Source organism: Bradyrhizobium guangdongense (assembly GCF_004114975.1).
Classification (GTDB): Bacteria; Pseudomonadota; Alphaproteobacteria; order Rhizobiales; family Xanthobacteraceae; genus Bradyrhizobium; species Bradyrhizobium guangdongense.
In genome coordinates this window covers 1,648,718-1,670,683 of sequence record NZ_CP030051.1, presented here as the reverse complement: position 1 = coordinate 1,670,683, position 21,966 = coordinate 1,648,718, and the positions used below count along the sequence as shown (strand labels likewise).

17 protein-coding genes are annotated in these 21,966 nt (G+C 64.5%); 7 read left to right on the top strand and 10 right to left on the bottom strand.

What is annotated here, in order from left to right; translation table 11 throughout:
- Positions 1-8 precede the first annotated feature (8 nt).
- The 5 genes from X265_RS07985 to X265_RS07965 form a co-directional block, all read right to left on the bottom strand.
- Positions 9-962 (bottom strand): sulfonate ABC transporter substrate-binding protein, encoded by a 954-nt coding sequence (locus tag X265_RS07985; protein ID WP_128964310.1) that lies wholly within the window; start codon positions 960-962, stop codon positions 9-11.
- Positions 963-1,000: 38 nt separating this feature from the next.
- On the bottom strand, positions 1,001-1,951 hold the full coding sequence (locus X265_RS07980; RefSeq protein ID WP_128964309.1) for a sulfonate ABC transporter substrate-binding protein: 951 nt from the start codon (positions 1,949-1,951) through the stop codon (positions 1,001-1,003).
- Positions 1,952-2,165: 214 nt separating this feature from the next.
- Entirely contained in the window at positions 2,166-3,329 is a 1,164-nt protein-coding gene (locus X265_RS07975; RefSeq protein ID WP_128964308.1) for a cytochrome P450, read from the bottom strand.
- A gap of 401 nt (positions 3,330-3,730) precedes the next feature.
- On the bottom strand, positions 3,731-6,304 hold the full coding sequence (locus X265_RS07970) for a YbcC family protein (RefSeq protein WP_128964307.1): 2,574 nt from the start codon (positions 6,302-6,304) through the stop codon (positions 3,731-3,733).
- Between the two features lie 13 nt (positions 6,305-6,317).
- Positions 6,318-7,904 (bottom strand): NADH-quinone oxidoreductase subunit L, encoded by a 1,587-nt coding sequence (locus tag X265_RS07965; protein ID WP_128964306.1) that lies wholly within the window; start codon positions 7,902-7,904, stop codon positions 6,318-6,320.
- Between the two features lie 106 nt (positions 7,905-8,010).
- On the opposite strand from X265_RS07965, the gene X265_RS07960 reads away from it, so the two are divergent.
- Positions 8,011-8,901 carry a LysR family transcriptional regulator gene (locus tag X265_RS07960; RefSeq protein ID WP_128964305.1) on the top strand — a complete coding sequence of 297 codons (891 nt, stop codon included), beginning with the start codon at positions 8,011-8,013 and terminating at the stop codon, positions 8,899-8,901.
- Between the two features lie 64 nt (positions 8,902-8,965).
- Here X265_RS07960 and X265_RS07955 read toward each other — a convergent pair whose 3' ends face one another.
- Positions 8,966-9,880 (bottom strand): NAD(P)/FAD-dependent oxidoreductase, encoded by a 915-nt coding sequence (locus X265_RS07955; RefSeq protein ID WP_244659244.1) that lies wholly within the window; start codon positions 9,878-9,880, stop codon positions 8,966-8,968.
- A 459-nt stretch (positions 9,881-10,339) separates the two neighbouring features.
- Between X265_RS07955 and X265_RS07950 the strand changes: the two genes are divergently transcribed.
- Positions 10,340-13,315 (top strand): autotransporter outer membrane beta-barrel domain-containing protein, encoded by a 2,976-nt coding sequence (locus X265_RS07950; RefSeq protein ID WP_244659245.1) that lies wholly within the window; start codon positions 10,340-10,342, stop codon positions 13,313-13,315.
- A gap of 104 nt (positions 13,316-13,419) precedes the next feature.
- Here the strand turns inward: X265_RS07950 and X265_RS07945 are convergent, their stop codons facing one another.
- The 4 genes from X265_RS07945 to X265_RS07930 all read right to left on the bottom strand — a co-directional run bounded on the left by X265_RS07945 (position 13,420) and on the right by X265_RS07930 (position 17,475).
- Entirely contained in the window at positions 13,420-14,208 is a 789-nt protein-coding gene (locus X265_RS07945) for a helix-turn-helix transcriptional regulator (RefSeq protein ID WP_128964304.1), read from the bottom strand.
- A gap of 122 nt (positions 14,209-14,330) precedes the next feature.
- On the bottom strand, positions 14,331-14,675 hold the full coding sequence (locus tag X265_RS07940; RefSeq protein WP_244659246.1) for a septal ring lytic transglycosylase RlpA family protein: 345 nt from the start codon (positions 14,673-14,675) through the stop codon (positions 14,331-14,333).
- Between the two features lie 773 nt (positions 14,676-15,448).
- Positions 15,449-16,138, bottom strand: coding sequence for a Crp/Fnr family transcriptional regulator (locus X265_RS07935; RefSeq protein WP_128964303.1), 690 nt, complete (start codon positions 16,136-16,138; stop codon positions 15,449-15,451).
- A gap of 143 nt (positions 16,139-16,281) precedes the next feature.
- Positions 16,282-17,475: an LLM class flavin-dependent oxidoreductase gene (locus X265_RS07930; protein WP_128964302.1), complete on the bottom strand. Its 1,194-nt coding sequence runs from the start codon at positions 17,473-17,475 to the stop codon at positions 16,282-16,284.
- A 235-nt stretch (positions 17,476-17,710) separates the two neighbouring features.
- Between X265_RS07930 and napE the strand changes: the two genes are divergently transcribed.
- The 5 genes from napE to X265_RS07905 are packed head-to-tail and all read left to right on the top strand — an operon-like array spanning position 17,711 to position 21,885.
- A complete protein-coding gene (gene napE, locus X265_RS07925) occupies positions 17,711-17,896 on the top strand; it encodes a periplasmic nitrate reductase, NapE protein (protein ID WP_128964301.1) in 186 nt (61 codons plus the stop codon).
- A gap of 26 nt (positions 17,897-17,922) precedes the next feature.
- The gene (locus X265_RS07920; protein ID WP_128964300.1) at positions 17,923-18,237 is read left to right on the top strand and encodes a chaperone NapD; all 315 of its coding nucleotides are present in this window, start codon (positions 17,923-17,925) and stop codon (positions 18,235-18,237) included.
- Between the two features lie 17 nt (positions 18,238-18,254).
- Positions 18,255-20,768, top strand: coding sequence for a nitrate reductase catalytic subunit NapA (gene napA / locus X265_RS07915; protein ID WP_128964299.1), 2,514 nt, complete (start codon positions 18,255-18,257; stop codon positions 20,766-20,768).
- Positions 20,765-21,235, top strand: coding sequence for a nitrate reductase cytochrome c-type subunit (locus tag X265_RS07910; protein WP_164938466.1), 471 nt, complete (start codon positions 20,765-20,767; stop codon positions 21,233-21,235). The genes napA and X265_RS07910 overlap by 4 nt, the downstream gene beginning before the upstream one ends.
- The gene (locus X265_RS07905) at positions 21,232-21,885 is read left to right on the top strand and encodes a NapC/NirT family cytochrome c (RefSeq protein WP_128964297.1); all 654 of its coding nucleotides are present in this window, start codon (positions 21,232-21,234) and stop codon (positions 21,883-21,885) included. The genes X265_RS07910 and X265_RS07905 overlap by 4 nt, the downstream gene beginning before the upstream one ends.
- Positions 21,886-21,966 lie beyond the last annotated feature (81 nt).

Sequence of the window (21,966 nt, the reverse complement as noted above, 5' to 3'; positions counted from 1 at the left end):
GACTATGCTCACGATCCTGACTTACGCGCTACGTCGGCAATCTTGATGGCCTTGGGGATCAGGCCCAGCGCGAAGAACGCGTCTGCGACCTGTTGTTGATCGGCGATCACGGCTTCGCTGACTGGCTTGATGCCATAGGCCTGCCGCCTCAAGGCGACCTCGACCACCGGAACCGACAAGCCGATCGAGGGCGCGAGCTGCTCGGCCACGGCATGGATGTCGCCCTTGGCCCAATCGTCGACGGCGCTCAGTTCGGCGAGCACGGCGTCGACAACCTTGGCATTGGCATCGAGGAATTTCTTCGAAGAGAAATAGAACTGGTAGTTGGCGACGGTGTTGGTGCCATCCGCGAGCGTGCGCGCGCCGGTCGCGGCTTCCGCTCCGGCCTGGAACGGATCCCAAATCACCCAGGCATCGACCGCGCCGCGCTCGAAGGCGGCGCGCGCATCGGCGGGCGCGAGGAAGACGGGCTCGATCTCGGCATATTTCACGCCTGCCTTCTCCAGCGCCTTGACCAGGAGGTAGTGGACGTTGGAACCCTTGTTCAGCGCGACCTTCTTGCCCTTGAGATCGGCGACCGACTTCAGCGGGCTGGCGTTCGGCACCAGGATTGCCTCGCCGTTCGGCGCCGCCGGCTCGTAGGCGACATACTGGATCGGCGCGCCGGCGGCCTGCGCGAAGATCGGCGGAGCTTCGCCGGTGTTGCCGAAATCGATCGCGCCGACATTGAGCGCTTCGAGCAGCGGCGGACCGGACGGGAATTCGGTCCACACCACCTTGTAGCCGTCGGCAGCGAGCTTCGGCTCCAGCGTTCCCTTGCTCTTGAGCAGCACGAGCTTGCCGTATTTCTGGTAGCCGATGCGGACCACCTTGTCCTGCCCGTAGGAGGTGCCGACCGCGGCGGCGACGATGCCGATCGACAGCACGATGGCCGCAATCAGGCGCTGAATGATGCGTCTCATGTTCAGACCTTTCGAAACGGGGAGATTGGTCGGCACGATCAGATCGCCGTGCTGCGCCAGACGATGTCGCGGACGACGATCGGCTTCGGGATCAGCCCGATCTTGTAGAAGCGGTCGGCGACGCCTTGCTGAGTCGCCACGATATCGTCGGTGACGGGACCGACCACGAAGTTCGCGCGATTGGCCGCGACCGTCTGGATATCCAGCGGGACCCCGGTGATCGCGGCGAGCGATCTGGCGACCTCGTCACGGTGCTGTTCGGCCCATCTGCCCGCGGCCGTCGTGACGTCGACGATCTGCTGCAGGATCGTTCCATGATTCCTCGCGAAATCGCGGTTGGCGATGTAGAACGAATTTGTCTTGGTGACCTCGCGCGCATTGATCAGGATGCGGCCGTTCTGCCTGGTTTCGCCGATGGCGAAATAGGGGTCCCAGATCGCCCAGGCCTCGATGCTGCCATTGGCAAAGGCGGGGCCCGCATCGGGCGGCGTCAGATAGACCGGCGTGATGTCGGCATAGATGAGGCCCGCCTGCTCGAGCGTCTGCACCACGACGTTGTGCGCGCTGGAGCCCTTGGTGAAGCCGATGCGCTTGCCCTTCAGGTCGGCGATGCTGCGGATCGGCGACTCCTTCGGCACCAGGATGCCCTGCCCGTTGGTGATCGGCTGGCCCGCGGCATAGACGATCGCAGCTCCCGCCGCCTGCGCGAACACCGGCGGGGAGTCGCCGACCGCACCGAAATCGACGCTACCGACGTTCATCGCTTCCATCATCGGCGGCCCCGAGGAGAACTCGATCCACTTCACGTCGATGCCTTGGGGCGTGAAATGTTTTTCCAGAACGGCCTGCTGGCGCGCGATCACCAGCACGCCAGTCTTCTGGTAACCGATACGAATTTGCTTCACCTCGCCTTGCGCGTTCGCATGCGATGCGAACGCGGCAACCGCCGCGGTGCCCATCGAAAGTTTCAGAAAGTCCCGACGCTGCATTCCACACTCCCGGCCGCTCGTGGCCGTCATTCATTCGCGTCGGGAATGATGGTGCGGCTTATCGGGCGTGTCGAGACGCGCGGAAAAATAGCGATGCGAGCACTGCGCCTCGTGCGATGCGCATGATTAATCTTTCGACCCTGGCGAGGAATGCAGGGAGATTCTTTCCGCACACGGATGTGAGACTGTCTTTGTGGCGAGGGTGCGTTGAAAGTCAGTGCCACCTCACCGGCAGGTTCTGCAGCCCGCGGAACGCCCAGCCGCCGATCCGGATCGGCTCATCGTCGGCGATCTCGAGTTTCCTGGCACGGGCGAACAATGTCGGCAGCGCGACGTCGGCGATCATCGCCCGCGAGGCGAAGGCTCCGGCGCAGAAATGCGGGCCGGCGCCGAAGGCAACGCTCCTGGAGGTGTCGCGCCGCACGTCGAATTCGTCGGCGCGCTCGAAATGCTTCTCGTCGCGGTTGGCAGAACCGAACATCAGGAACACGCGCTCATCGAGCTCGAAGGAGACATCGCGAATGGTCCAGGGCTTGGCGATGCGCCGCGGCGACATGCCGATCGGCGAGATCCAGCGGGCATATTCCTCGAACGCCGCAAGCCACGTCACCTCGCCCCTGCGCACGAGATCGAGCTGCGCGGGATGCGTCAGCAGCGCCCACACCGTGCCGGCGATCGCCTTGCGCGGCTCGTTCTGGCCGCCTGAGATCGCGAGCTTGACGTTGGCACGCACGCTCTCCATCGGCATGCCGGAGGCAAGGAGCACACCGAGAATGCTTTGGTCCGGGTTTTTCCTCATGACCGGCAGGATGTCGTCGATGGCGGCATCGATGCCCGAGGTCGCGGCATGGCAGCGCGCCTCGATCGCGGGATCACCGCCGTAATTGGCGATGCCCTCGATCATTCCTTGCGACCACGCGTCCATGTCCGCGAAGCCGATATTGGTGAGGCCGGTGATCGACTTCAGGCACTCGCCGGAGAATGGCAGCGCGAAGTCGCGCATGAGATCGATCCGCCCCGGCGCGATCGCATCGAGGATGCGGTCGGCATGGGCCTGGAACAGCGCCGTCCAGTGCGCCTTCACCGTCTTCGGCGACACCGTCGGAAAAATCGCGCGCCGCTCGAGCTGATGCGCCTCGCCGTCCTTGCGCATCATGTTGTGGCCCATCAGCCGGTTCATCAGGCCGGCGGGCTGGTGGGAAGAGAACACGTCGATCTGCTTCTCGGAGATCGAGATGTCGTCGCGGCTCGCCAACAGCGTCGAGCCGAGCTGCGGCACGAACGCGATCGGCGCTTCCTTGCGCATCTTGGCGAGCATCGGATAGGGGTCGGCCCAGAACGCGACGGGGTCGATGTCGATGCGCGGCGCGGTGCTCAAGGCGGGCTCCTCCGGGTCTCTCCTGTCTTTCGGACAAGACTAACGAATTCGGGCGCCGTTGTCTGTCCCTAGCGATGGGGACGGATGCCATCGCAACGTGTTGACGGCCGAGATCGACCTCGGAGCGGAGAGCGCCGACGGACCCTCGCCGATGGGAGGAAACAGACGTTCGCAGCGCTCCCGCTCAATCATCCCAGATGTGTTCGCCGCAGGCGCACCGATAAAGTCGAACCGTGTTTCCCTTTATTGGGTCGAGGAACGAATGGGAGAGACGGAAAAGGCCTGCGCAGTTGGGGCAGCGGCGCCCCCGTTCGCCAGTCGGCCGCGGGGATGGCGGCATTTGCTCATCGGTCATGACCGGCGTTTGATTGGACAGTGATTTTGGTTTCTCAACTCGTTCATTATGGATTTGGATCACCGAGGAGTGGCCGCCCCAACGGGGGCAGAACACCTTGAACCTCTGTCCAGACGCCGGGCTCCACGCAGCGGCGGATAGTCTCCTGACTGTCGCCGAGCGAATGCAGCATGACCCAGCCGTTGACGACGAGATCGCAGACCCCGGGATGCCGACGCAGAACATCGTCCATCGCGGCCTCCGGCGCCGCGATGAAGACGTTGAGACGAACCGGCTCGTGGATGAAGCGCTTTCCGTCATGAACGGACTGCCACGGCAGTCCGACCCGGAGATCGCCTGCATTACCCTCGAGCACCCCAAGCTGGCCGACGATGTTGTGCAGCACCTTGTTGCCGCTGCCGAACGCCGAATTGTTCACGGTCGAGCCGTAATATTGCAGATTGATCCAGCTCGCGACCACCATCGGCGCCGTCATGATCAGCTCCAGCACACGACAGTCCCGGTCTTGCTCGTGCATGTAGGAGTGCAGGAAGGCGCGCCCGGACAGATCGAGACCGCGCGTGACGCTGCGCGGGGCGGCGATGAAGGCAGCGTTGCCGGCGAGGCCCCATTCGGGCCGAACCTGCGACCAGTCACGACTGCGGGCTTTGATCGCGTCGTCGACGCTGACGGCATCCTTGATGCCGAGCAACGCGCGGCGTTCGAGCCTTGCCAGATGCGCGGCCTGTGCCAGAGCCGTTTTGAGCCGCGCCAGATCGGCCGCGAGACCGGCGGGCACATCCTGCTCGTCAAAGAGCTTCACGTCATCGGTCGTGGTGTCGTGCAGCGCGCCGACAAACCAGCAATCGGCGGGAATGTCGATGCCGCGTTTGCGCAACCCTTCGCGCACACCGGCATCGTTCAGGATTGCCGCCGCGACGCGTGCATTGGCCTCGCCGGTGTGGCCGCCGCAAGCGCCGCAGTCCAGCCCCGAAGCATGCGGGTTGTTGGTCGTGCTGCTGCCATGGCCGGCCAGCAGCACGAGCCGCGCGAAAGGCCCGGTGAGGGACATCGCCTTCAACACCGCCTCGGCCATGTCGACGGCCTGGGTTCCTGCAAACCCGGTGGGGCGGCCTTCCAGCTGGCCCGGAGCAATCCGCGGGCTGACCCGGGCGGCGATATCAGGATCAAGGCCGTCGATGACGGGCGACGGCACCGGCCGGGTCACCCCTGCGCTGTCGGTCGCGATCTTGGCGGCAAAACCGAGGCCCGCCGTCTCGACGTAGGAGAAGGAGGACACCGCCGAGACCTTGAACGATTTGAAGGCCTTTGCAACTCGCCGGCGCAGCAACCGCAAGCCGAGCACTTCGGCTTCCTCGACGGCATCGGCATCCTTGACCGTCTCGCAAATGATGAAGGCGGGCTTGAGCAGCACCGGACATTGCGCCCCGCCGCGGAAGTGACCGATCGGAACATACTCGATCGGAAAGCCGAAGAAGCCGGCAAAGCCGATCGTTTCCGCCTCGGGGCAGGCCGTCTCGAGCGCGCGCCTGAAGATCTCCGAGCGCACGTCGATGCAGAATGCCGCTTGCACTGCCGGCCGAACGGCGGGCCGCGCTGCTCGTTGGGCCGAAGCATTGGCCGCGAGTTGCCCCACGAGGTTACGGCGAAACACGATCTCGTACGCCTCCTGCAGGATGACATCGACGGCAAGTTCAGGCCTCTCGTCGAGTCGATGATCGACCGGCAGCTTTGCGGCTTCGTCCATGGCCTCGGCCCAGGCCGCCCTGAAAGCCGCATCGGTCCTGGCCTCGAACAGCGCAAAACCCCAGGCCAGCCGGATCGCGAGCAGCTCGACCAGCGTATCGTCGCGCCGGCCTTCGAGCTGAGCGCTCCATCCAACATAACGGGCGTAAGCCGACCAATTGAGGTCGAACAGCGCGCGCACGAGATAATCCTCCACCGCGCGCGCGGGAATGCCGAGCCGCTCGACGATGACTGCGATTGCCTGCACGGGATTGCGAGGAAGCGCCGCCACCGTTTTGCGGAAGCCGGCAATTCCCATCACCTCCGGATTGCGATCGTAGATCGCGAGGGTGCGCCACGCGGTGTAAGGCTTGAGCCTGCGCGCCGGATTCTGCCAGTTTGCCTGGCCCTCGTCGAAATAGCTGGCGCAGAAGGCGGAGATCTCGTCGATCATGAACGACACCAGCGAGACATAGCGGTCGCCGGTGGCGAGACGGTCCAGCACTTCAGCAACGGTGGCCACCACGGCCGGCGGCGCACCAGGCGGCGCGTCCGAGCCAAGCGCCCGCTTGAGCCCATCGAGGTCGAGACCCGCCTCGGAGTGGAGTTGCAGCGCCTGCGCCAGCGCCGCATCGTCGATGCGGCCTTGATCGAGCGCCTTCCGGTAGAAGGCGCGCGGCATCAGGATCCGAGTGCGAACCACCCGTTCGAACGTCGCGGCCGTGGCCGCGAAGCTCTGCCCGGTGAAGCCGAGGAATGGATTGACGGCGACGAAATGCTTGAGCGGCCAGAGCGGCGCGACGCGCGCACATGCGGCCTCGATGCGCTCTTCGAGCCGGATATCGGAATCGGTGTCGATCGAAGCGGTCCGGATGGCAAGGGCAGTCTGGATCATGATGATCTCGGCGTCAGGGTTTGGTCGAGAGTTGGGTGGAAGCCTGCGGCCACATCGCGAGGACAAGGCGGTTGGCGAGCGTGTTGAGGTAGAGCCCGTTGCGCAGATGCACATAGGCAGCGATCCAGAACCGTGCGTCGGCGCGGCGCATCATCTGGTTCTGGAACAGGGTCACGGCTGCAAAGGAGATCACCGCCAGGATCGCGATCAGCATCGGTGCAACGCCATCGACTGGGCGGCCGGTCGGAACGCTGCCCGCAACGAGCCAGGCCGTCGCGGCCTGGAGCGCGAAGTAAACCGCCGCGAGAGCGATGGCGGTTGCGGCGCCGCGCACGACAACGAAAACGTTTGGCCGCTCGTCGAGGGCATTGGCCATGAGATGCACCAGCCCCATCAGCAGCACAGAGCCGAGCGCGATCTGCGCGGGATTACTGCGCAAGGTCACTCCGAGAGCCCAGCCCATCAGCAGCGTCAGACCCACGACCGCGGCAAGTGCCAGGATCAGCCGCGCCGGATGGGGCTGACCACCCGGGCTGGGGGTCCAGGAGGCACGCGCGAGGTCGATGATGCTGCCTGAGGAGAGGAAGGCGTGCGCCTTGTAGAGGGAATGCGCGACAATATGCAAAAGTGCAGCCGAGAAGGCGCCGAGGCCGCATTGCAGCAGCATGAATCCCATCTGGGCGACAGTCGAGTAGGCCAATTGGACCTTCACCGAGGTCTGCGTCAGCATCACCAGCGAGCCGAATAGCGCCGTGGCGCCGCCGACGACGGCCAGCACGTCGAGCGCGGGCGTCGCCAGCAGCAGCACGTCGCCGAGCCGCAGGACCAGGAAGCCGCCGGCATTGATGATGCCGGCATGCAGCAGCGCCGACACCGGGGTCGGCGTCTCCATCACCTCGATCAGCCAGCCATGCAGCGGCAATTGCGCGGATTTGAGCATGGCTGTCGCCACGATCAGCAGCGCCGCCGCCGTGATTGCCGGCGAACCTGTCGCCGCGCTGCTGCGCGCCCCGGCCGCGAGATCGGCGATTTCGAGTGTGCCGAAATGGAGGTAGAGCAGCACGGCGGCAAGCGCGAGGCAGCCATCGCCGAGCCGGCTCACGACGAACTTCTTGCGGTATGCGCGGATCGCGGCGGGCCGCGTGTCGTAGAACAGCAGCAGCCTGCCGAGCGAGACGCTCGTGGCGACCCAGGCCATCAGAAGGAGCACCAGATTGCCGGAGATCAGCAGCGTCAAAACGGAGGCGAGCGTAAGCAGAAGCGAGCGCATGAACCTGACCTGGCCGGGATCGCCGCCCAGATAGTTGCGGCTGTACTTGACGACGACGAGACCGATGAAGCCGACCAGCACGCAGAGAGTCGCGGCGAGCGCGTCGACGTGGAGCGAGAGCCCGAGCCCATATCCGCCGAGCAGCGCTGATCGCCCGGCCCCGTCAAGAGCGCAAGCGAGCCCCGCCGCGACGGCGAAGCCAAGCGCAGCCGCCGCTGCAACGATCGCGGCGCGGACGAAACCGGGGGTGCTGTCACGCGATGGAAGTAGGCTGACCGCGCAGAGCGTGAGCGGGGCCAGCGCGGCGAGGCAAGGCAGGAGCTTGATCATGGCATCTCGGCTGGGTTGGTCCGGCGGCCGAGTGCGTAGCGCGTCCCGCTATTTAAGAAAAATTCAATTATTGAACCCAATCGTTAGTTCAAATAGAACGATCAAGATGCCGCACCTGAACTACCATCATCTGCGCTATTTCTGGATCATCGCCACCGAAGGCAGCATGAGCCGTGCGGCGCAGCGGCTCAACGTTTCGCCCTCGTCCCTGTCGGTTCAGGTCAAAGCACTGGAGGAGCAGCTCGGCCAACAGCTGTTCGAGCGGGTCGGCCGCACGCTGCAGCTGACCGAAGCGGGCCGCATCGCGCTCGATTACGCCGGCAGCGTGTTCAAGTCCGGGCACGAGTTGATCGAGACCCTGTCGGGCCTGCGGCCCGGACGCCAGCTGTTGCGGGTCGGCGCAGCTGCAACGCTGTCGCGCAACTTCCAGATCGCGTTTCTGCGACCGCTGATCGGTCGCAGCGAGGTGGAACTGATCATCCACACCGGCCTGTTCGGCGATCTCCTGAAATTGCTGGACTTACACAGGCTCGACCTGGTGCTCGCCAACCATCCGGCGCCGCCGGATGCCAGCAGCAGTTTCGAGAATACGCTGATCGACGAGCAGCGGGTCAGTCTGGTCGGCCGCAAGCCGGTAAAGCCCTCCCGCTTCCGCTTCCCGCATGATCTTGCAGATACGCCGGTGGTGCTGCCGGGACGCGGCAGCGCGCTGCGTTCCGCTTTCGATGCGCTCATGGGCAGCAGCGGTATCCGTCCGACCATCACCGCCGAGGTCGACGACATGGCGATGCTGCGCCTGATGGCTCGCGAGAGCAGCGGCGTGACGTTGGTGCCCTCGATCGTCGTGATCGATGAGCTGCGCTCGGGCTTGCTCGTCGAGCGGGCGCGGCTGAACGCGCTGAAGGAGCAGTTCTTTGCCGTGACCCAGCAGCGCCGTTATCCGAATCCGCTGGTGGCGGAATTGATTGGAGCCCGCAACAGGCACCGGACGGTTTGAGCAGATCGGCCTCGCGCGCCCGCCAAAATCGCGCAGGCCTTCCCGCATCTCGACCTCGCCCTTCTCACCGCGGATTCGGCGGCAATGTCTTGTGAATGTGGGTGGCTGCGATCGCGGCGTGGCCGGTGCCGACCGCGATCTGGTGGAGATCGGACACGACATCGCCCGCCGCATAGATGCCCGGCACCGTGGTCTGCTGATGCTCGTCCACGTCGAGACATCCCACATCATTGCACGTCGCGCCAAGGCCGGTTGCAAGGGGCGAGCCCGCCTTGCAGCCGAGCGCGGGGTAGAGCACATCGAACGCAATTTCTTTCCCCTCGCACAGGGCGACGATGTTCCGTTCGTCGATGCGCAATCGATTGGGAGCGCGGATCAGCGTGATGCCGGATGCGCGGAGATCCTCCTCGTCGAGGGGCTCGTCGCCGGAGAGAACGAGAGCGACGTCACGCGAATAGCTGCGCAGGAATTTGGCCTTGTTCACGGCGCCGATGCCGGCGCCATAGACGCCGATGCGCTTGTCGGCCGCCTCGTAGCCGTCGCAAACGGGACAGTAACGGATCAGGCCGCGATGGACGGCCTCGTCATGCCCGTCGATCTCGGGTTCGACATCGATGATGCCGGTGGCGAGAAGAACGCTCCGCGCCCTTGCCGTGCCGCCCTCGAAGCGCGCCTCGAACAGCTCACCGGCCCGGGCGAGACTGTCCACGCGGGCATTGACGAGCGAGATTTCGTAGGAAGACGCCTGGGTCCTGAGCAGGCCAAGGAGCTCATGACCGGAAATGCCGGACGGGAAGCCCGGGTAATTGTGGCTCCTCGGGATCCATTCCGCCCGGCTGCGTCCGGCATCGAACACCGCCACCGACCGTTTATAGCGCGCCAGATAGAGCGCGGCGGTGAGCCCGGCCGGTCCGCCTCCGATGACGAGGCAGTCGAGAACGTCGGGTTCGTCAGAAGAGGGCATCACAGGCGCTTTCATTTCCGGCCACCGCGCGCGCCGAGCAGCGGCGCGCACCTCGCTATCAAATGCTCAGCACTTCGCTCGTTCCTCATATGAGGTGCGACTGAAGGTATTGCCCGATACATGGTGACCGCGCTGGGTCCGCTGTGCGCCGTCGCGCGACTCCCGGTCAGATATCCGGTGTCGCGGTTTGGCAACACAAGGTGGTGATTCACACTCGATCGAAGGTTTGGCAGCCGCATTCAACCGAACGGTTGAGGCGCAAATATCCGATCGGTACCAGAGTGCGCGGGTCATGGTTTCTCATGCGTTTCGCAGCCAAAAATTGAAACTGGATCGAGTCGGATAATGAAACTGGTTTCGGATGATTTCGGTGGGGCAAAACCGTCGTCCCAAATTGGAGTCTCAGGCAACTGGCGGCTTTGCAGGTCGGATCTGACCGCGTTTCGCGGCGGCTCCCTGCGGACCCTCACAACGATGTTGTTCACTACGGTGTGCCTTTCAGCGACCGGCGCGCAGGCGCAGGACGCGACGTGGCTCACCAATCCGGGCTCGGGCGATTTCAACACGGCGACCAACTGGACTCCCGCCGCGGTCCCCACCGGCACCGCGTTCTTCAACACGTCGAACACCACGGCATTGTCGTTCGCAGGCGATACGACGATCGGGGGCCTCACGTTCAACCCCGGCGCGTCGAACTACACCTTCACCAACAATCATGACCTCATGTTCGACGGGGCCGGTATCGTGATCAATGGCGGCAGCGCCACGATCAACGGGGGTACACTGATTTTCAATATCGCCAGCAGTGCGGGTAGCGCCACCATCAACGGCTATACGCTCTTTTATGGAACCAGCACGGCCGCGAACGCCACGATCAACGGACATGGGGAGTTCAGTGGCAGCAGCACGGCCGGCAATTCCACCATCACGATCAACGTCGGAGATGTTTTTCTTTTTTCGAGCAGCAGCACCGCCGGAAGCTCCCGCATTTTGAATAACGACAGCTTGGTCTTCAAGTCCACGAGCGCGGCAGGCAACGCGGCCATCACGAACAGCAGCAGCGGGACCATCCAATTCCAGGACAGTGCCACGGCCGGGCACGCCAGCATCACGAATGCCGGCGCGGTGGTCTTCGGTGTGGACATTGGTTCGGGCTTTACCAACAGCACCGCCGGCAGTGCCACAATCAACAACAGCGGCAGCGGTAGTGTTGTTTTCTCGAATACCAGCAGTGGCGCCAACGCCACCATCACGAATAACGCCACCCCTGGGGCGGGACGGGTCGTGTTCCAGGACAGCAGCACGGCCGGCAGTGCCGCCATCGCCAACAACACCGGCGAGATCATTTTTATCGACAGCAGCACCGCGGGCAATGCCACCATCGTCAACAACGCCCCTCTCAGCCTCAATGGCGCTGTCGTCTTTGGAGGCGGCAGCACGGCGGACGCCGCCACGATCATCACCAATGCCGGCGCCGGCACCGGATTTAGCGGCGCTGCCACCGGCGGAACCGCGCGCTTCATCACCAGTGCGAATGGATTGGTCGACATCTCAGGGCTGGCCACCGCCGGCATGACGGCCGGCTCGATCGAGGGCGCCGGAAACTATTTTCTCGGCGCAAAGGAGCTGACCGTCGGCGGCAACAATCTCTCCACCACCGTCAGCGGGGTCATTTCCGATGGCAGGTTTGATGGCGATCCGGCGGGTGGCGTCGGCGGCTCGCTGGTGAAGGTGGGTGCCGGCACCCTGACCCTGTCGGGCGCCAACACTTATACCGGTGCCACGACGGTCAATGGCGGTGTGTTGCGGGTCGAGGGCTCGATCGCATCCTCGAGCCTGACAACGGTGAATGCTGGCGGCGCACTCGCAGGCAGCGGCACCGTCGGCGAAGCCGTGATTGCCAGCGGCGGCATATTGCTGCCCCGCAGCGGGCCGGCGGGCTCAGCGATGACAATCGCGGGCAACCTCGCCTTCCAGTCGGGCGCGCTGTACCTGGTGACGCTCAATTCGAATGGCGCCTCGTCGGTCAACGTGACCGGCACCGCGGCGCTCGGCGGAGCGGTCGGCATCAGCGTCGCCACCGGCGGCACCGTGGCGAAGCAATACACGATCCTGTCCGCGGCGGGTGGCGTCAGCGGCACGTTCACCAGCCTCGATGGTACGGGCGCGCCGGCCGGCGTTGCCGCGAGCCTCAGCTATGACAGCAGCCACGCCTATCTGAATTTTGCGCTCGACTACGGCACCCGGACCGGTCTCAACGCCAACCAGAGCGCAGTCGCGGCCACGCTGCAGAACTTCTTCGACGCCAACGGTGGCATCAACGTCGCCTTTGCCGGGCGTTCTGCGAGCGACCTGACCCAGCTGTCGGGCGAGAGCGCGACAGGATCGCAGCAGACCACGTTCGACGCCATGAGCCAGTTCCTGGGATTGCTGACCGATCCGTTCGTCACGGGCCGCGACGGCAGCACGGCGGGCAGCGGCGGCGTGGTGCCGTTCGCCGAGGAGAACTCGTCGCTCGCCTCCGCCGCGCGTGCCGGCGATGCGCGCGACGCCTTCGCCCGCATGCCGCGCAAGGCCGCAGCCGCAGAGCTTGCCTCCGACCGGCGCTGGAGCGTTTGGGCCGCGGGCTTCGGCGGTTCGCAGACCACAAGCGGCAACGCTGCGCTCGGCTCGGCCAACACGACGAGCGGCATCTACGGCACGGCTGTCGGTGCCGGCTACCGCTTCTCGCCGGACACCATCGCCGGCTTCGCACTCGCCGGCGGCGGCACCAGTTTCAGCGTCAACGGCCTCGGCTGGGGCCGCTCGGATCTGTTCCAGGCCGGCGCCTTCGCGCGCCACACTGTCGGCCCGGCCTATCTCACCGCCGCGTTAGCCTACGGCTGGCAGGACGTGACCACCGACCGCATCGTCACGGCGACGGGCGTCGACCACCTGCGCGCGGAGTTCAACGCCAATGCCTGGTCGGGGCGCGTGGAAAGCGGCTACCACTTCGTTGCGCCGTGGATCGGCGGCGTCGCTATCACGCCCTATGCCGCAGGCCAGGTCACGACCTTCAACCTGCCGAACTACGCGGAGAGCGTCGTCTCGGGAGCCGGCACCTTTGCCCTGACCTATGCGGCCAAGGGCGTCACCGACACTCGCAGCGAACTCGGCCTGCGCGGCGACAAGTCGTTTGCAATGCAGGACGCCATGCTGACGCTGCGCGGCCGCTTGGCCTGGGCCCATGACTTCAGCCCGGACCGCAGCATCGGCGCCGTGTTCCAGTCGCTGCCAGGCACAGCGTTCGTCGTCAACGGCGCGCGCCAGGCCAGCGAGTCCGCCCTCACCACGGCAACAGCCGAGGTGAAATGGTCCAGCGGCTGGTCGATCGGCGCGAGCTTCGAGGGCGAGTTCTCCAATATGACGCGCTCCTACGCCGGCAAGGGCGCAGTGCGGTACGCCTGGTAGGGGCCAGCCGCGAAACAGCCCGAACGGCGATGCTCCGCACTCATCCGAGATGGTGAAGGCCGGAAGGTCAAAGAGACGTCTGCAGCGATGATGAGTACATACCGCTAATTCAGGCTGGATGCGCCCGAGAGCAGCCGCAGCACGATCGCAAACAATTCGTTCTGGGAGGAAATGCCGAGCCGCTGATAGGCACGCTTGCGGTAGGTCAGGGTCGAATGCAGGCTGATGCCGAGATCTTGCGAGATCGCCTCGGAGCTGAAGCCGAGCAGGATGCCGCGGCAGACCTCCTGCTCGCGCGGCGTCAGCGCGGAGAGCGGCGCGCGCGTCGCAAACAGCGCGGTGAGCGATTGGTCCGGCGTCGCGATCGCCGCCTGCTGGAAATGACGCGCAACGCTGGCTCCGATCGTCGGCGCAATGGCCTGAAGCCGGGCACGCGCGGCGTCGTCAAAGCGCCCCTGCGCACTGATGCGGTAGAAATTGACGTAGAAGCAGGTACCGCCGGTCCAGATCGCGGTCGCGCATTTGTCGACGATGTCGGAATCGTTGAAGAAGATTTTCCGGTAGCGCGCGCCGTACATGCGCGGCGCGAAGCTCGGCAGCAGGATCGGCGCGCCGGCCTCGGCCTCGAACAGCGCATCGCGATTGGGATCGGACTCGTGGAACTGGCCGGCATAGGCGGCACCGAGATCGCCGCCAACAGGGATATTGCCGACATCGAGCAGGCAGCTCGCAGCACCGGTGCGCGTCAGCGCAAACACCATGCAATGGCCGACGCCGGCCTGCCGGCGCAGCGTGTCGATCAGGACATCAGGAAAGTCGGGGCGGCCGATGGCGAGCACCGCGGGCGCGACATCGCCGGCCGCCAAATTTGCGCGCACCGCCCGAGACCGCATTGCTTCCTCCACGAACCATTGTTGTGCGGGAGGATAGCAGCGAAGCGGCTTCCGCGGAAGGCGGAGCCACCTGAAGGCGGTCCGCTGCCCGAGACGTTCACGATCTCTTTCGCGTGGGATGTTCAGCCCACCGGTCCCAATGTCCAGTCGTCGCCTGAGAGCGGGCTGACCCTTACGTCCTTGATGACTCCGCGCTCCAGGCCTGGATCGAAATGCCGCATCGTCCGCTCGTTGAGGTCGATGACGCGGCCGGGCCTGAGCGGGCCGACGTCATTGATCTTGACGATGACCTTCTTGCCGGCCGCCTCGACGAGCGCGAATTTCGGCTTCACACCAAATTGGACGCCGCCGAATTTGCGGCGCAAAGTCGTCTTGATGGCCGCTGTCCAGGCCGAGGGATCATAGCGTTCGCCCGAGGCGGTGCGCGGACCGCCCTCCTCCTTGCCGGGCCTGAACGGATTGTACATGGATGCCGCGCCGACCACCGCATTCCCGGAGGCAGTATCGGCGACGGCGTTTGAGCGACCCCCACGCGTTTCACATTTGGCAGCGGTAACAGACACGGCAAGTGCGACCAGGGCGCCGCAAATCGCGGCGCTCGAGCGGAACAGCATCATAACTCCTGTGATTTTTTCGTCGTCGGTTCCCGACACCGCAAACAGCACAAGCGAACGCGACAGCGTTCATCGGGCTTGCACCGGATTTTTGCGGGTTCGCGCCAACCCCTTGGCGATGGAACCGTGGTGCGAACCTTAAGTGGTTCCCACGCAGTGTTTTAAGTTGTCGCCGTCTAAAACAGAGAATGCGTCAGCAGCATGACTTGACGGACAACCTGTCCGGCCGCTGCCGCCGCTGTTCCCATCAGCAACAGCAACCAACGCCACATAATTTGCGTACATCCGTCGGGTACATGACGGACGCGAGCCCGTCTTCCCGCTAACGCTGTGGCATGAATCGCCTCATGCTCTGGTGTCGCCGGCTCTCGCGGATGTTCAAGCCGGATGATTTACCGGCACGCAAAGGCGAGCAAGAGCCGACATCGTGGAGACAGCGGGAAGAAGCATGGATCAACTCGCCGGGCTTGCAGCCGCCGAAAGATTTGTGACCGAGGTGTTGCGGCTTCGCCGCTTGCAGATGCATTGCACGGTCGCCGCGGAGCGCAGCCGAGATCCGCTGTTGCGCGCCTCGTGGCTCTCGGCGGCAGCGGCTTACGAGGTTCTGCGGTCTTCGTTCGAGCAGTTCAAGTCTCGTTCTGCAACCGCGCATATTGATCCGATATCAGCCGATAACACGGACATGACGCGGCTTCGAGACCGGGCCGATCGATGACTTCGATGTGGCCGCGGCTGTAGCGTATCAGGCCGGCCTGCTGGAGCATCCGCGCGGCAATCGTCACCGTGGGACGATGCACCCCGAGCATCTGACTCAGGAATTCCTGGGTCAGCGTGAAGCTCTCGCCATTCACACGGTCATGCGTGTGCAGCAGCCATCGCGCGCAGCGTTCCTGCACGTCGTGCAGGCGGTTGCACGACGCCCCCTGCGCGACCTGATTGAACAGCGCCAGCACGTATCGCATCAGCCGCGCATGAAACGTGGGGGTCTCTTTCAGGACGTGGAGAAGCCTGCTTGCTTCGCCCCGAAAACCCGAACCGCCCACCTGCACGAAGACGCGGCTCGGCATGGTCGATGCGCCCAGGAGAAGCGGAACTCCCGCCATGCCCTCGTTGCCGACCGTCGCGAACTCGATGACGTCCCCATCCTCCGGCTCGTTCACCATGGAGAGCACACCCTGAGTGGGGAAGTGCATGTCCCTGATCGGCTCATCGGGCTCCGCCAACACCTGTCCGTAGCGCAACTCGACGGGTTGCAAGTGGGGCTGGATGAGCTTCAGCTCCGCCGGCGGGAGCCTTGCCAGAAGCTTGTTGTCCATGCCTGCTCCGCGCGATGGGATTAACCTATGTCATCTGGACGACATAGGGTCTCCGTCCCAAGCAGCGCGGCCGGCTATGGTTCCTCCTCTGAAGGACCGGACGACGGGACCCGCGCGGCGGCATTCGCGCCACCGGATTTGCGCTACCCGGCGCGCGCGACGTTGATGGCGAGCTTGCCGTAACGGTCGGTGAAGGCCTCGGTGTCGATCTCTTCGAGCTGGATCTCGCCGCTCATCACGCCCTGCTTCCAGGCGGCTTGCGCCGGATCGTTCTGAAACTCCGGCATCACCTCGCGGCCGAACAGCTCCAGCGATTCGCAGATGTGCTCGTGGCTGTTCTTGCCGGCCTGTTTGAGCAGGATGACCTGGTCGATATGCGAGGACTGGAAGCGCTTCAGCTTCCGGCGGATGGTCTCGGGCGAGCCGATCAGGCCGCCGCGCAAGGCGGCCTCCTGCGCCTCCGGATTGTCGCGCTTCCACTTGATATACTCGTCCCACATGTTGACGGTGTAGGGCGCCGGCCGCTGGCGATTCTGCGAGGCGCCGTAGAAGCGCAGCGCGAACTGGAAGAAGGTGGCGCCGTCGGCGCGGGCGCGCGCCTCCTCGTCGGTCTTCGCGCACATGAAGAACGACACCAGCGCCATGTTCGGGTTGATCTCGTAGTCGGCGAGCTTCGTGAGCCGCTTGGTCATCGCATTGTAGTAGGCATGCACCCAGGCATGCGCGGCATCGGCGCTGACGAACTGGAAGCCGAGCGCGCCGAAACCGTGACGGCCGGCGCGCTCGATGGTCGGCAATTGCGAGCAGGCCATCCACAGCGGCGGATGCGGCTTCTGCACCGGCTTGGGCACGACGTTGCGCAACGGGATGTCGAAATACTTGCCGTGATGCTCGGAGCCGGCGTCCCTGAACATCGGGAAGATCGCGGCGACCGCCTCCTCGAACACCTCCTTCTTGGTCTCCATGTCGCGGCCGAACGGCGTCAGCTCGGTGATCGAGGCGCTCTCGCCCATGCCGAATTCGCAGCGGCCGTTGCTGAGCAGATCGAGCACTGCGACGCGCTCGGCGATTCGCGCCGGATGGTTGGTGGTGAGCTGGAGGATGCCGTGACCGAGCCGGATGTTCCTGGTGCGTTGGCTCGCGGCGGCGAGGAACGACTCCGGCGAAGGCGAGTGCGAATATTCCTCGAGGAAGTGATGCTCGACCACCCAGGCATGGTCGTAACCGAGACGATCGGCGAGCTCCATCTGCAAGAGCGCGTTCTGATAGAGCGCGAGTTCGTCGCCGGGCGTCCAGGGCCGCGGCAGTTGCAGCTCGTAGAAGATGCCGAACTTCATGGCGTCGCTCTCCCGCTTATTGTTGTTAACGTCATCTTAATGCACGAGGAACGGCTGTCTACGGAGCAGCAATTCCGCCGCGCGGGAGACCGCAAGGGGCCACGACAGCTGCGTGCGGCGAAAGCGACCGGTTGATCCAGATCAACGCTTCTATCGGCCTGCTGCATCTAATGTGAGGCAAGGCAACGGCCCGGATGCCGTCCCGATTCCCCATATCATTTCAGAGAGACCGAATATGTCGGCCCCTGACGACGCGCCTTCCCGCGTGCGCCGTAAGCGCATGGAAATTTTTGCGTTCCTGTTCCTGACCGCGGTCGTGATGCCCGTTCTCGCGGTCGGAACGGTCGGCTCTTACGGCCTAGGCGTCTGGATCTACCAGATGTTCGCCGGCCCTCCCGGTCCGCCGCCCTCCCCCCATTGATCCCGACAAACGAAAAGACAGGCATCATGGCACACGCCACACTGAACCGTCGCGCACTGATCACAGGCCGCGTGCTCAACACTGACCGCATCATCTCTCCTCCGGGCTGCGAGATCGCCAGCATCCTGGTGCAGGCGCGCCCCGAGCGCCTCGACGCTCTGGAAGCCGAGATCGCCGCGTTGCCCGGCTGCGAGATCCATGGCCGCGACATCAGAGGAAAACTCGTCGTCGTGACCGAGGCGCCCGACGCCGGCAGCCTCGGCACCATGCTCAACACCATCCAGTCGCTGCGCGACGTCTATTCCGCGGCGCTGGTCTTTCACGCCATCGAAACCGCCTAACGGCCGGGAGAGCCATCATGACATCGCCAAAGCTCGACCGCCGCCAGATGCTCAAGCTCGAGGCTGCCGCGATCGCGGCCGCCGCTGCCGGCATGCCGGCACCCTCGCTCGCCGCCAATCTCGTGACCGAGCGCGACTCCTCCGAGCTGAAATGGGACAAGGCCGCCTGCCGCTTCTGCGGCACAGGCTGCTCGGTGATGGTCGCGACCAAGGACAACCGCGTCGTCGCCACCCACGGCGACATCAAGGCCGAGGTCAATCGCGGCCTCAACTGCGTCAAAGGCTATTTCCTCTCCAAGATCATGTATGGCCATGATCGCCTGACCCAGCCGATGCTGCGCAAGACCAATGGCAAGTACGACAAGAACGGCGACTTCACGCCTGTCAGCTGGACCGAAGCCTTCGACGTCATGGAGCTGAAGTGGAAGGAGGCGATGAAGAAGCGCGGACCGAACGGCGTCGCCATGTTCGGTTCCGGCCAGTGGACGGTCTGGGAAGGCTATGCGGCCTCGAAGCTGTTCAAGGCCGGCTTCCGCACCAACAACATCGACCCCAATGCGCGCCACTGCATGGCCTCCGCCGTCGCCGGCATGATGCGCACCTTCGGCATCGACGAGCCGCCGGGTTGCTATGACGACATCGAGGCGACCGATGCCTTCGTGCTGTGGGGCTCCAACATGGCGGAGATGCATCCCATCTTGTGGACGCGCGTGGCCGACCGCCGGCTGTCCGCGCCGCATGTCCGCGTTGCCGTGCTCTCGACGTTCGAGCACCGCTCCTTCGACCTCGCCGACATCGGCATGGTGTTCAAGCCGCAGACCGACCTTTACATCCTCAACGCGATCGCCAACCACATCATCAAGACCGGGCGCGTCAACAAGGACTTCGTCGCGGCGCATACGATCTTCCGGCGCGGTCAGACCGACATCGGCTACGGCCTGCGGCCCGAACATCCGCTGCAGAAGAAGGCGACGGGCGCCGCCAAGGCCAACGACTCCACCGACATGACCTACGACGAATACGTCAAGTTCGTCTCGGACTACACGCTGGAGGAGGCGGCAGAGATGTCCGGCGTGCCGGTGAACCGGCTCGAGGCGCTGGCCGAGCTCTATGCCGATCCCAAGACAAAAGTGGTTTCGTTCTGGACCATGGGCTTCAACCAGCACACCCGCGGCGTCTGGTGCAACAATCTCGTCTACAACATCCATCTTCTGACGGGAAAGATCTCCTCGCCCGGCAACAGCCCGTTCTCGCTGACGGGGCAGCCTTCCGCCTGCGGCACCGCGCGCGAGGTCGGCACCTTCTCGCACCGCCTGCCCGCCGACATGGTCGTCACCAACAAGGAGCACCGCGCCAAAGCCGAACACATCTGGCAGCTGCCCGAGGGCACCATTCCGGACAAGCCCGGCGCACACGCCGTGCTGCAAAGCCGGATGCTGAAGGACGGACTGATCAACGCCTATTGGGTACAGGTCAACAATAATCTGCAAGCGGGCCCGAACGCCAACGAGGAGACTTATCCCGGCTTCCGCAACCCCGACAATTTCATCGTGGTTTCGGATGCCTATCCTTCCGTCACCGCGCTCGCCGCCGATCTGATCCTGCCGACCGCGATGTGGGTGGAGAAGGAAGGCGCTTACGGCAATGCGGAGCGGCGCACCCAGTTCTGGCACCAGCTCGTCGCCGCGCCCGGAGAATCGAAATCGGACCTCTGGCAGCTGATGGAATTCTCCAAGCGCTTCAAGATCGAGGAGGTCTGGCCCGAGGAGCTGATCGCCAAGAAGCCGGAGGTGCGCGGCAAGACGCTGTTCGACGTGCTCTACAAGAACGGCCAGGTCGACAAGTTTCCCGTGTCCGACATCGAGGCGGGCTATCTCAACGACGAGTCCAAGGCGTTCGGCTTCTACGTCCATAAGGGCCTATTCGAGGAATACGCCTCGTTCGGCCGCGGCCATGGCCACGACCTTGCACCGTTCGACACCTATCATCGCGAACGCGGGCTGCGCTGGCCGGTCGTCAACGGCCAGGAGACCAAGTGGCGTTTCCGCGAAGGCAGCGACCCCTACGTCAAGCAGGGCACCGACGTGCAGTTCTACGGCTACCCTGATGGCAAGGCGCGCATCTTCGCGCTGCCTTACGAGCCGCCGGCGGAATCGCCCGACGGCGACTATCCGTTCTGGCTCTCGACCGGCCGCGTGCTGGAGCACTGGCATTCCGGCACCATGACCCGCCGCGTGCCCGAGCTCTACAAGGCGTTCCCGGAAGCCGTCTGCTTCATGCATCCAGACGACGCCCAGGACATGAAACTGCGACGCGGCGACGAAGTGAAGGTGGTGTCCCGCCGCGGCTTCATCCGCGCCCGGGTCGAGACCCGCGGACGCGACCGGCCACCGCGCGGCCTCGTGTTCGTGCCGTGGTTCGACGAGTCCAAGCTGATCAACAAGGTGACGCTGGATGCCACCGATCCGATCTCGCTGCAAACCGACTTCAAGAAATGCGCCGTGCGCATCGAGCGGGTGAACATGTCATGATGAAACGTTCCGCAATTGCGCTGCTGGCGTTCGCGATCGCAGCCGGCGCGAGTTCACTGGCCGCACAGACGGTCTCTTCCAGCCTGCGCGGCGCGACCCCGCTCAATGACGAGGGGCCGGCGCCGCCGATGCTGCCGAACCGCAACACGTCGGAGCGGGAGTCGCGCAACTATCCAGAACAGCCGCCCGTCATCCCGCACAATATCGACGGCTATCAAGTCGACCTCAACGGCAACAAGTGCCTGTCCTGCCACGCGCGGGCGCGCACGGCGGAATCGCAGGCGCCGATGGTGTCGATCACCCACTTCATGGACCGCGACGGCCAGTTCCTGGCCTCGATCTCGCCGCGACGCTTCTTCTGCACCGAGTGCCACGTGCCGCAGAGCACCGCAAATCCGCCCGTCAGCAACGATTTCACCGACATCGACACGCTGCTGTCGCGCGCAAGTCCCGGTGGCCGGCGATGACGACGACCGCTGACGAGCCCAATGCGGAGCTGAAAGCCAAGCGCGGCTTCATCGCGCGCGCGTGGGATTTCGCAGGCGAGCTATGGCACGTGCTGTCGCGGCCGAGCACCGTGTTCGCGCTCGGCACGCTCGTGCTCGCAGGCTTTGCCGCCGGCGTGATCTTCTGGGGCGGCTTCAACACCGCGCTGGAGCTGACCAACACCGAGAAATTCTGCACCGGCTGCCACGAGATGAAGGACAACGTCTACGCCGAGCTGAAATCGACCATCCACTTCTCCAACAGATCAGGCGTGCGTGCGACCTGCCCCGATTGCCACGTGCCGCACAACTGGACCGACAAGATCGCGCGCAAGATGCAGGCCTCCAAGGAAGTCTGGGGCAAAATCTTCGGCACGATCGACACGCGGGAGAAGTTCCTGGATCACCGGCTCGAACTTGCCGCGCATGAATGGGCGCGCTTCAAGGCCAACGATTCCCTGGAATGCCGCAACTGCCACAGCGCCGATTCCATGGACATCACCAAGCAGTCGCCGCGGGCCTCGGTGGCGCACCAGCGCTTCCTGTTTTCAGGTGAAAAAACCTGCATCGACTGCCACAAGGGCATCGCCCATCACCTGCCCGACATGCGCGGCGTTCCGGGCTGGCAGTAGGGGCGAGCGCAACCGGATTTGCCCCGCTTGAACCAGCGGGGCGAATGGTTAGTTTTGAGGTCCGGCGAATCGCCTCGATTC

Bases quoted from the DNA above. Each gene is read 5' to 3' on its own strand.
- X265_RS07950 (WP_244659245.1), top strand. From the start codon at position 10,340: ATGTTGTTCACTACGGTGTGCCTTTCAGCGACCGGCGCGCAGGCGCAG.
- X265_RS07960 (WP_128964305.1), top strand. From the start codon at position 8,011: ATGCCGCACCTGAACTACCATCATCTGCGCTATTTCTGGATCATCGCC.
- X265_RS07970 (WP_128964307.1), bottom strand. From the start codon at position 6,304: ATGATCCAGACTGCCCTTGCCATCCGGACCGCTTCGATCGACACCGAT.
- X265_RS07940 (WP_244659246.1), bottom strand. From the start codon at position 14,675: ATGTACAATCCGTTCAGGCCCGGCAAGGAGGAGGGCGGTCCGCGCACC.
- X265_RS07920 (WP_128964300.1), top strand. From the start codon at position 17,923: ATGGCACACGCCACACTGAACCGTCGCGCACTGATCACAGGCCGCGTG.
- X265_RS07905 (WP_128964297.1), top strand. From the start codon at position 21,232: ATGACGACGACCGCTGACGAGCCCAATGCGGAGCTGAAAGCCAAGCGC.
- X265_RS07965 (WP_128964306.1), bottom strand. From the start codon at position 7,904: ATGATCAAGCTCCTGCCTTGCCTCGCCGCGCTGGCCCCGCTCACGCTC.
- X265_RS07930 (WP_128964302.1), bottom strand. From the start codon at position 17,475: ATGAAGTTCGGCATCTTCTACGAGCTGCAACTGCCGCGGCCCTGGACG.
- napA (WP_128964299.1), top strand. From the start codon at position 18,255: ATGACATCGCCAAAGCTCGACCGCCGCCAGATGCTCAAGCTCGAGGCT.
- X265_RS07985 (WP_128964310.1), bottom strand. From the start codon at position 962: ATGAGACGCATCATTCAGCGCCTGATTGCGGCCATCGTGCTGTCGATC.
- napE (WP_128964301.1), top strand. From the start codon at position 17,711: ATGTCGGCCCCTGACGACGCGCCTTCCCGCGTGCGCCGTAAGCGCATG.
- X265_RS07935 (WP_128964303.1), bottom strand. From the start codon at position 16,138: ATGGACAACAAGCTTCTGGCAAGGCTCCCGCCGGCGGAGCTGAAGCTC.
- X265_RS07980 (WP_128964309.1), bottom strand. From the start codon at position 1,951: ATGCAGCGTCGGGACTTTCTGAAACTTTCGATGGGCACCGCGGCGGTT.
- X265_RS07910 (WP_164938466.1), top strand. From the start codon at position 20,765: ATGATGAAACGTTCCGCAATTGCGCTGCTGGCGTTCGCGATCGCAGCC.
- X265_RS07955 (WP_244659244.1), bottom strand. From the start codon at position 9,880: ATGAAAGCGCCTGTGATGCCCTCTTCTGACGAACCCGACGTTCTCGAC.
- X265_RS07945 (WP_128964304.1), bottom strand. From the start codon at position 14,208: ATGCGGTCTCGGGCGGTGCGCGCAAATTTGGCGGCCGGCGATGTCGCG.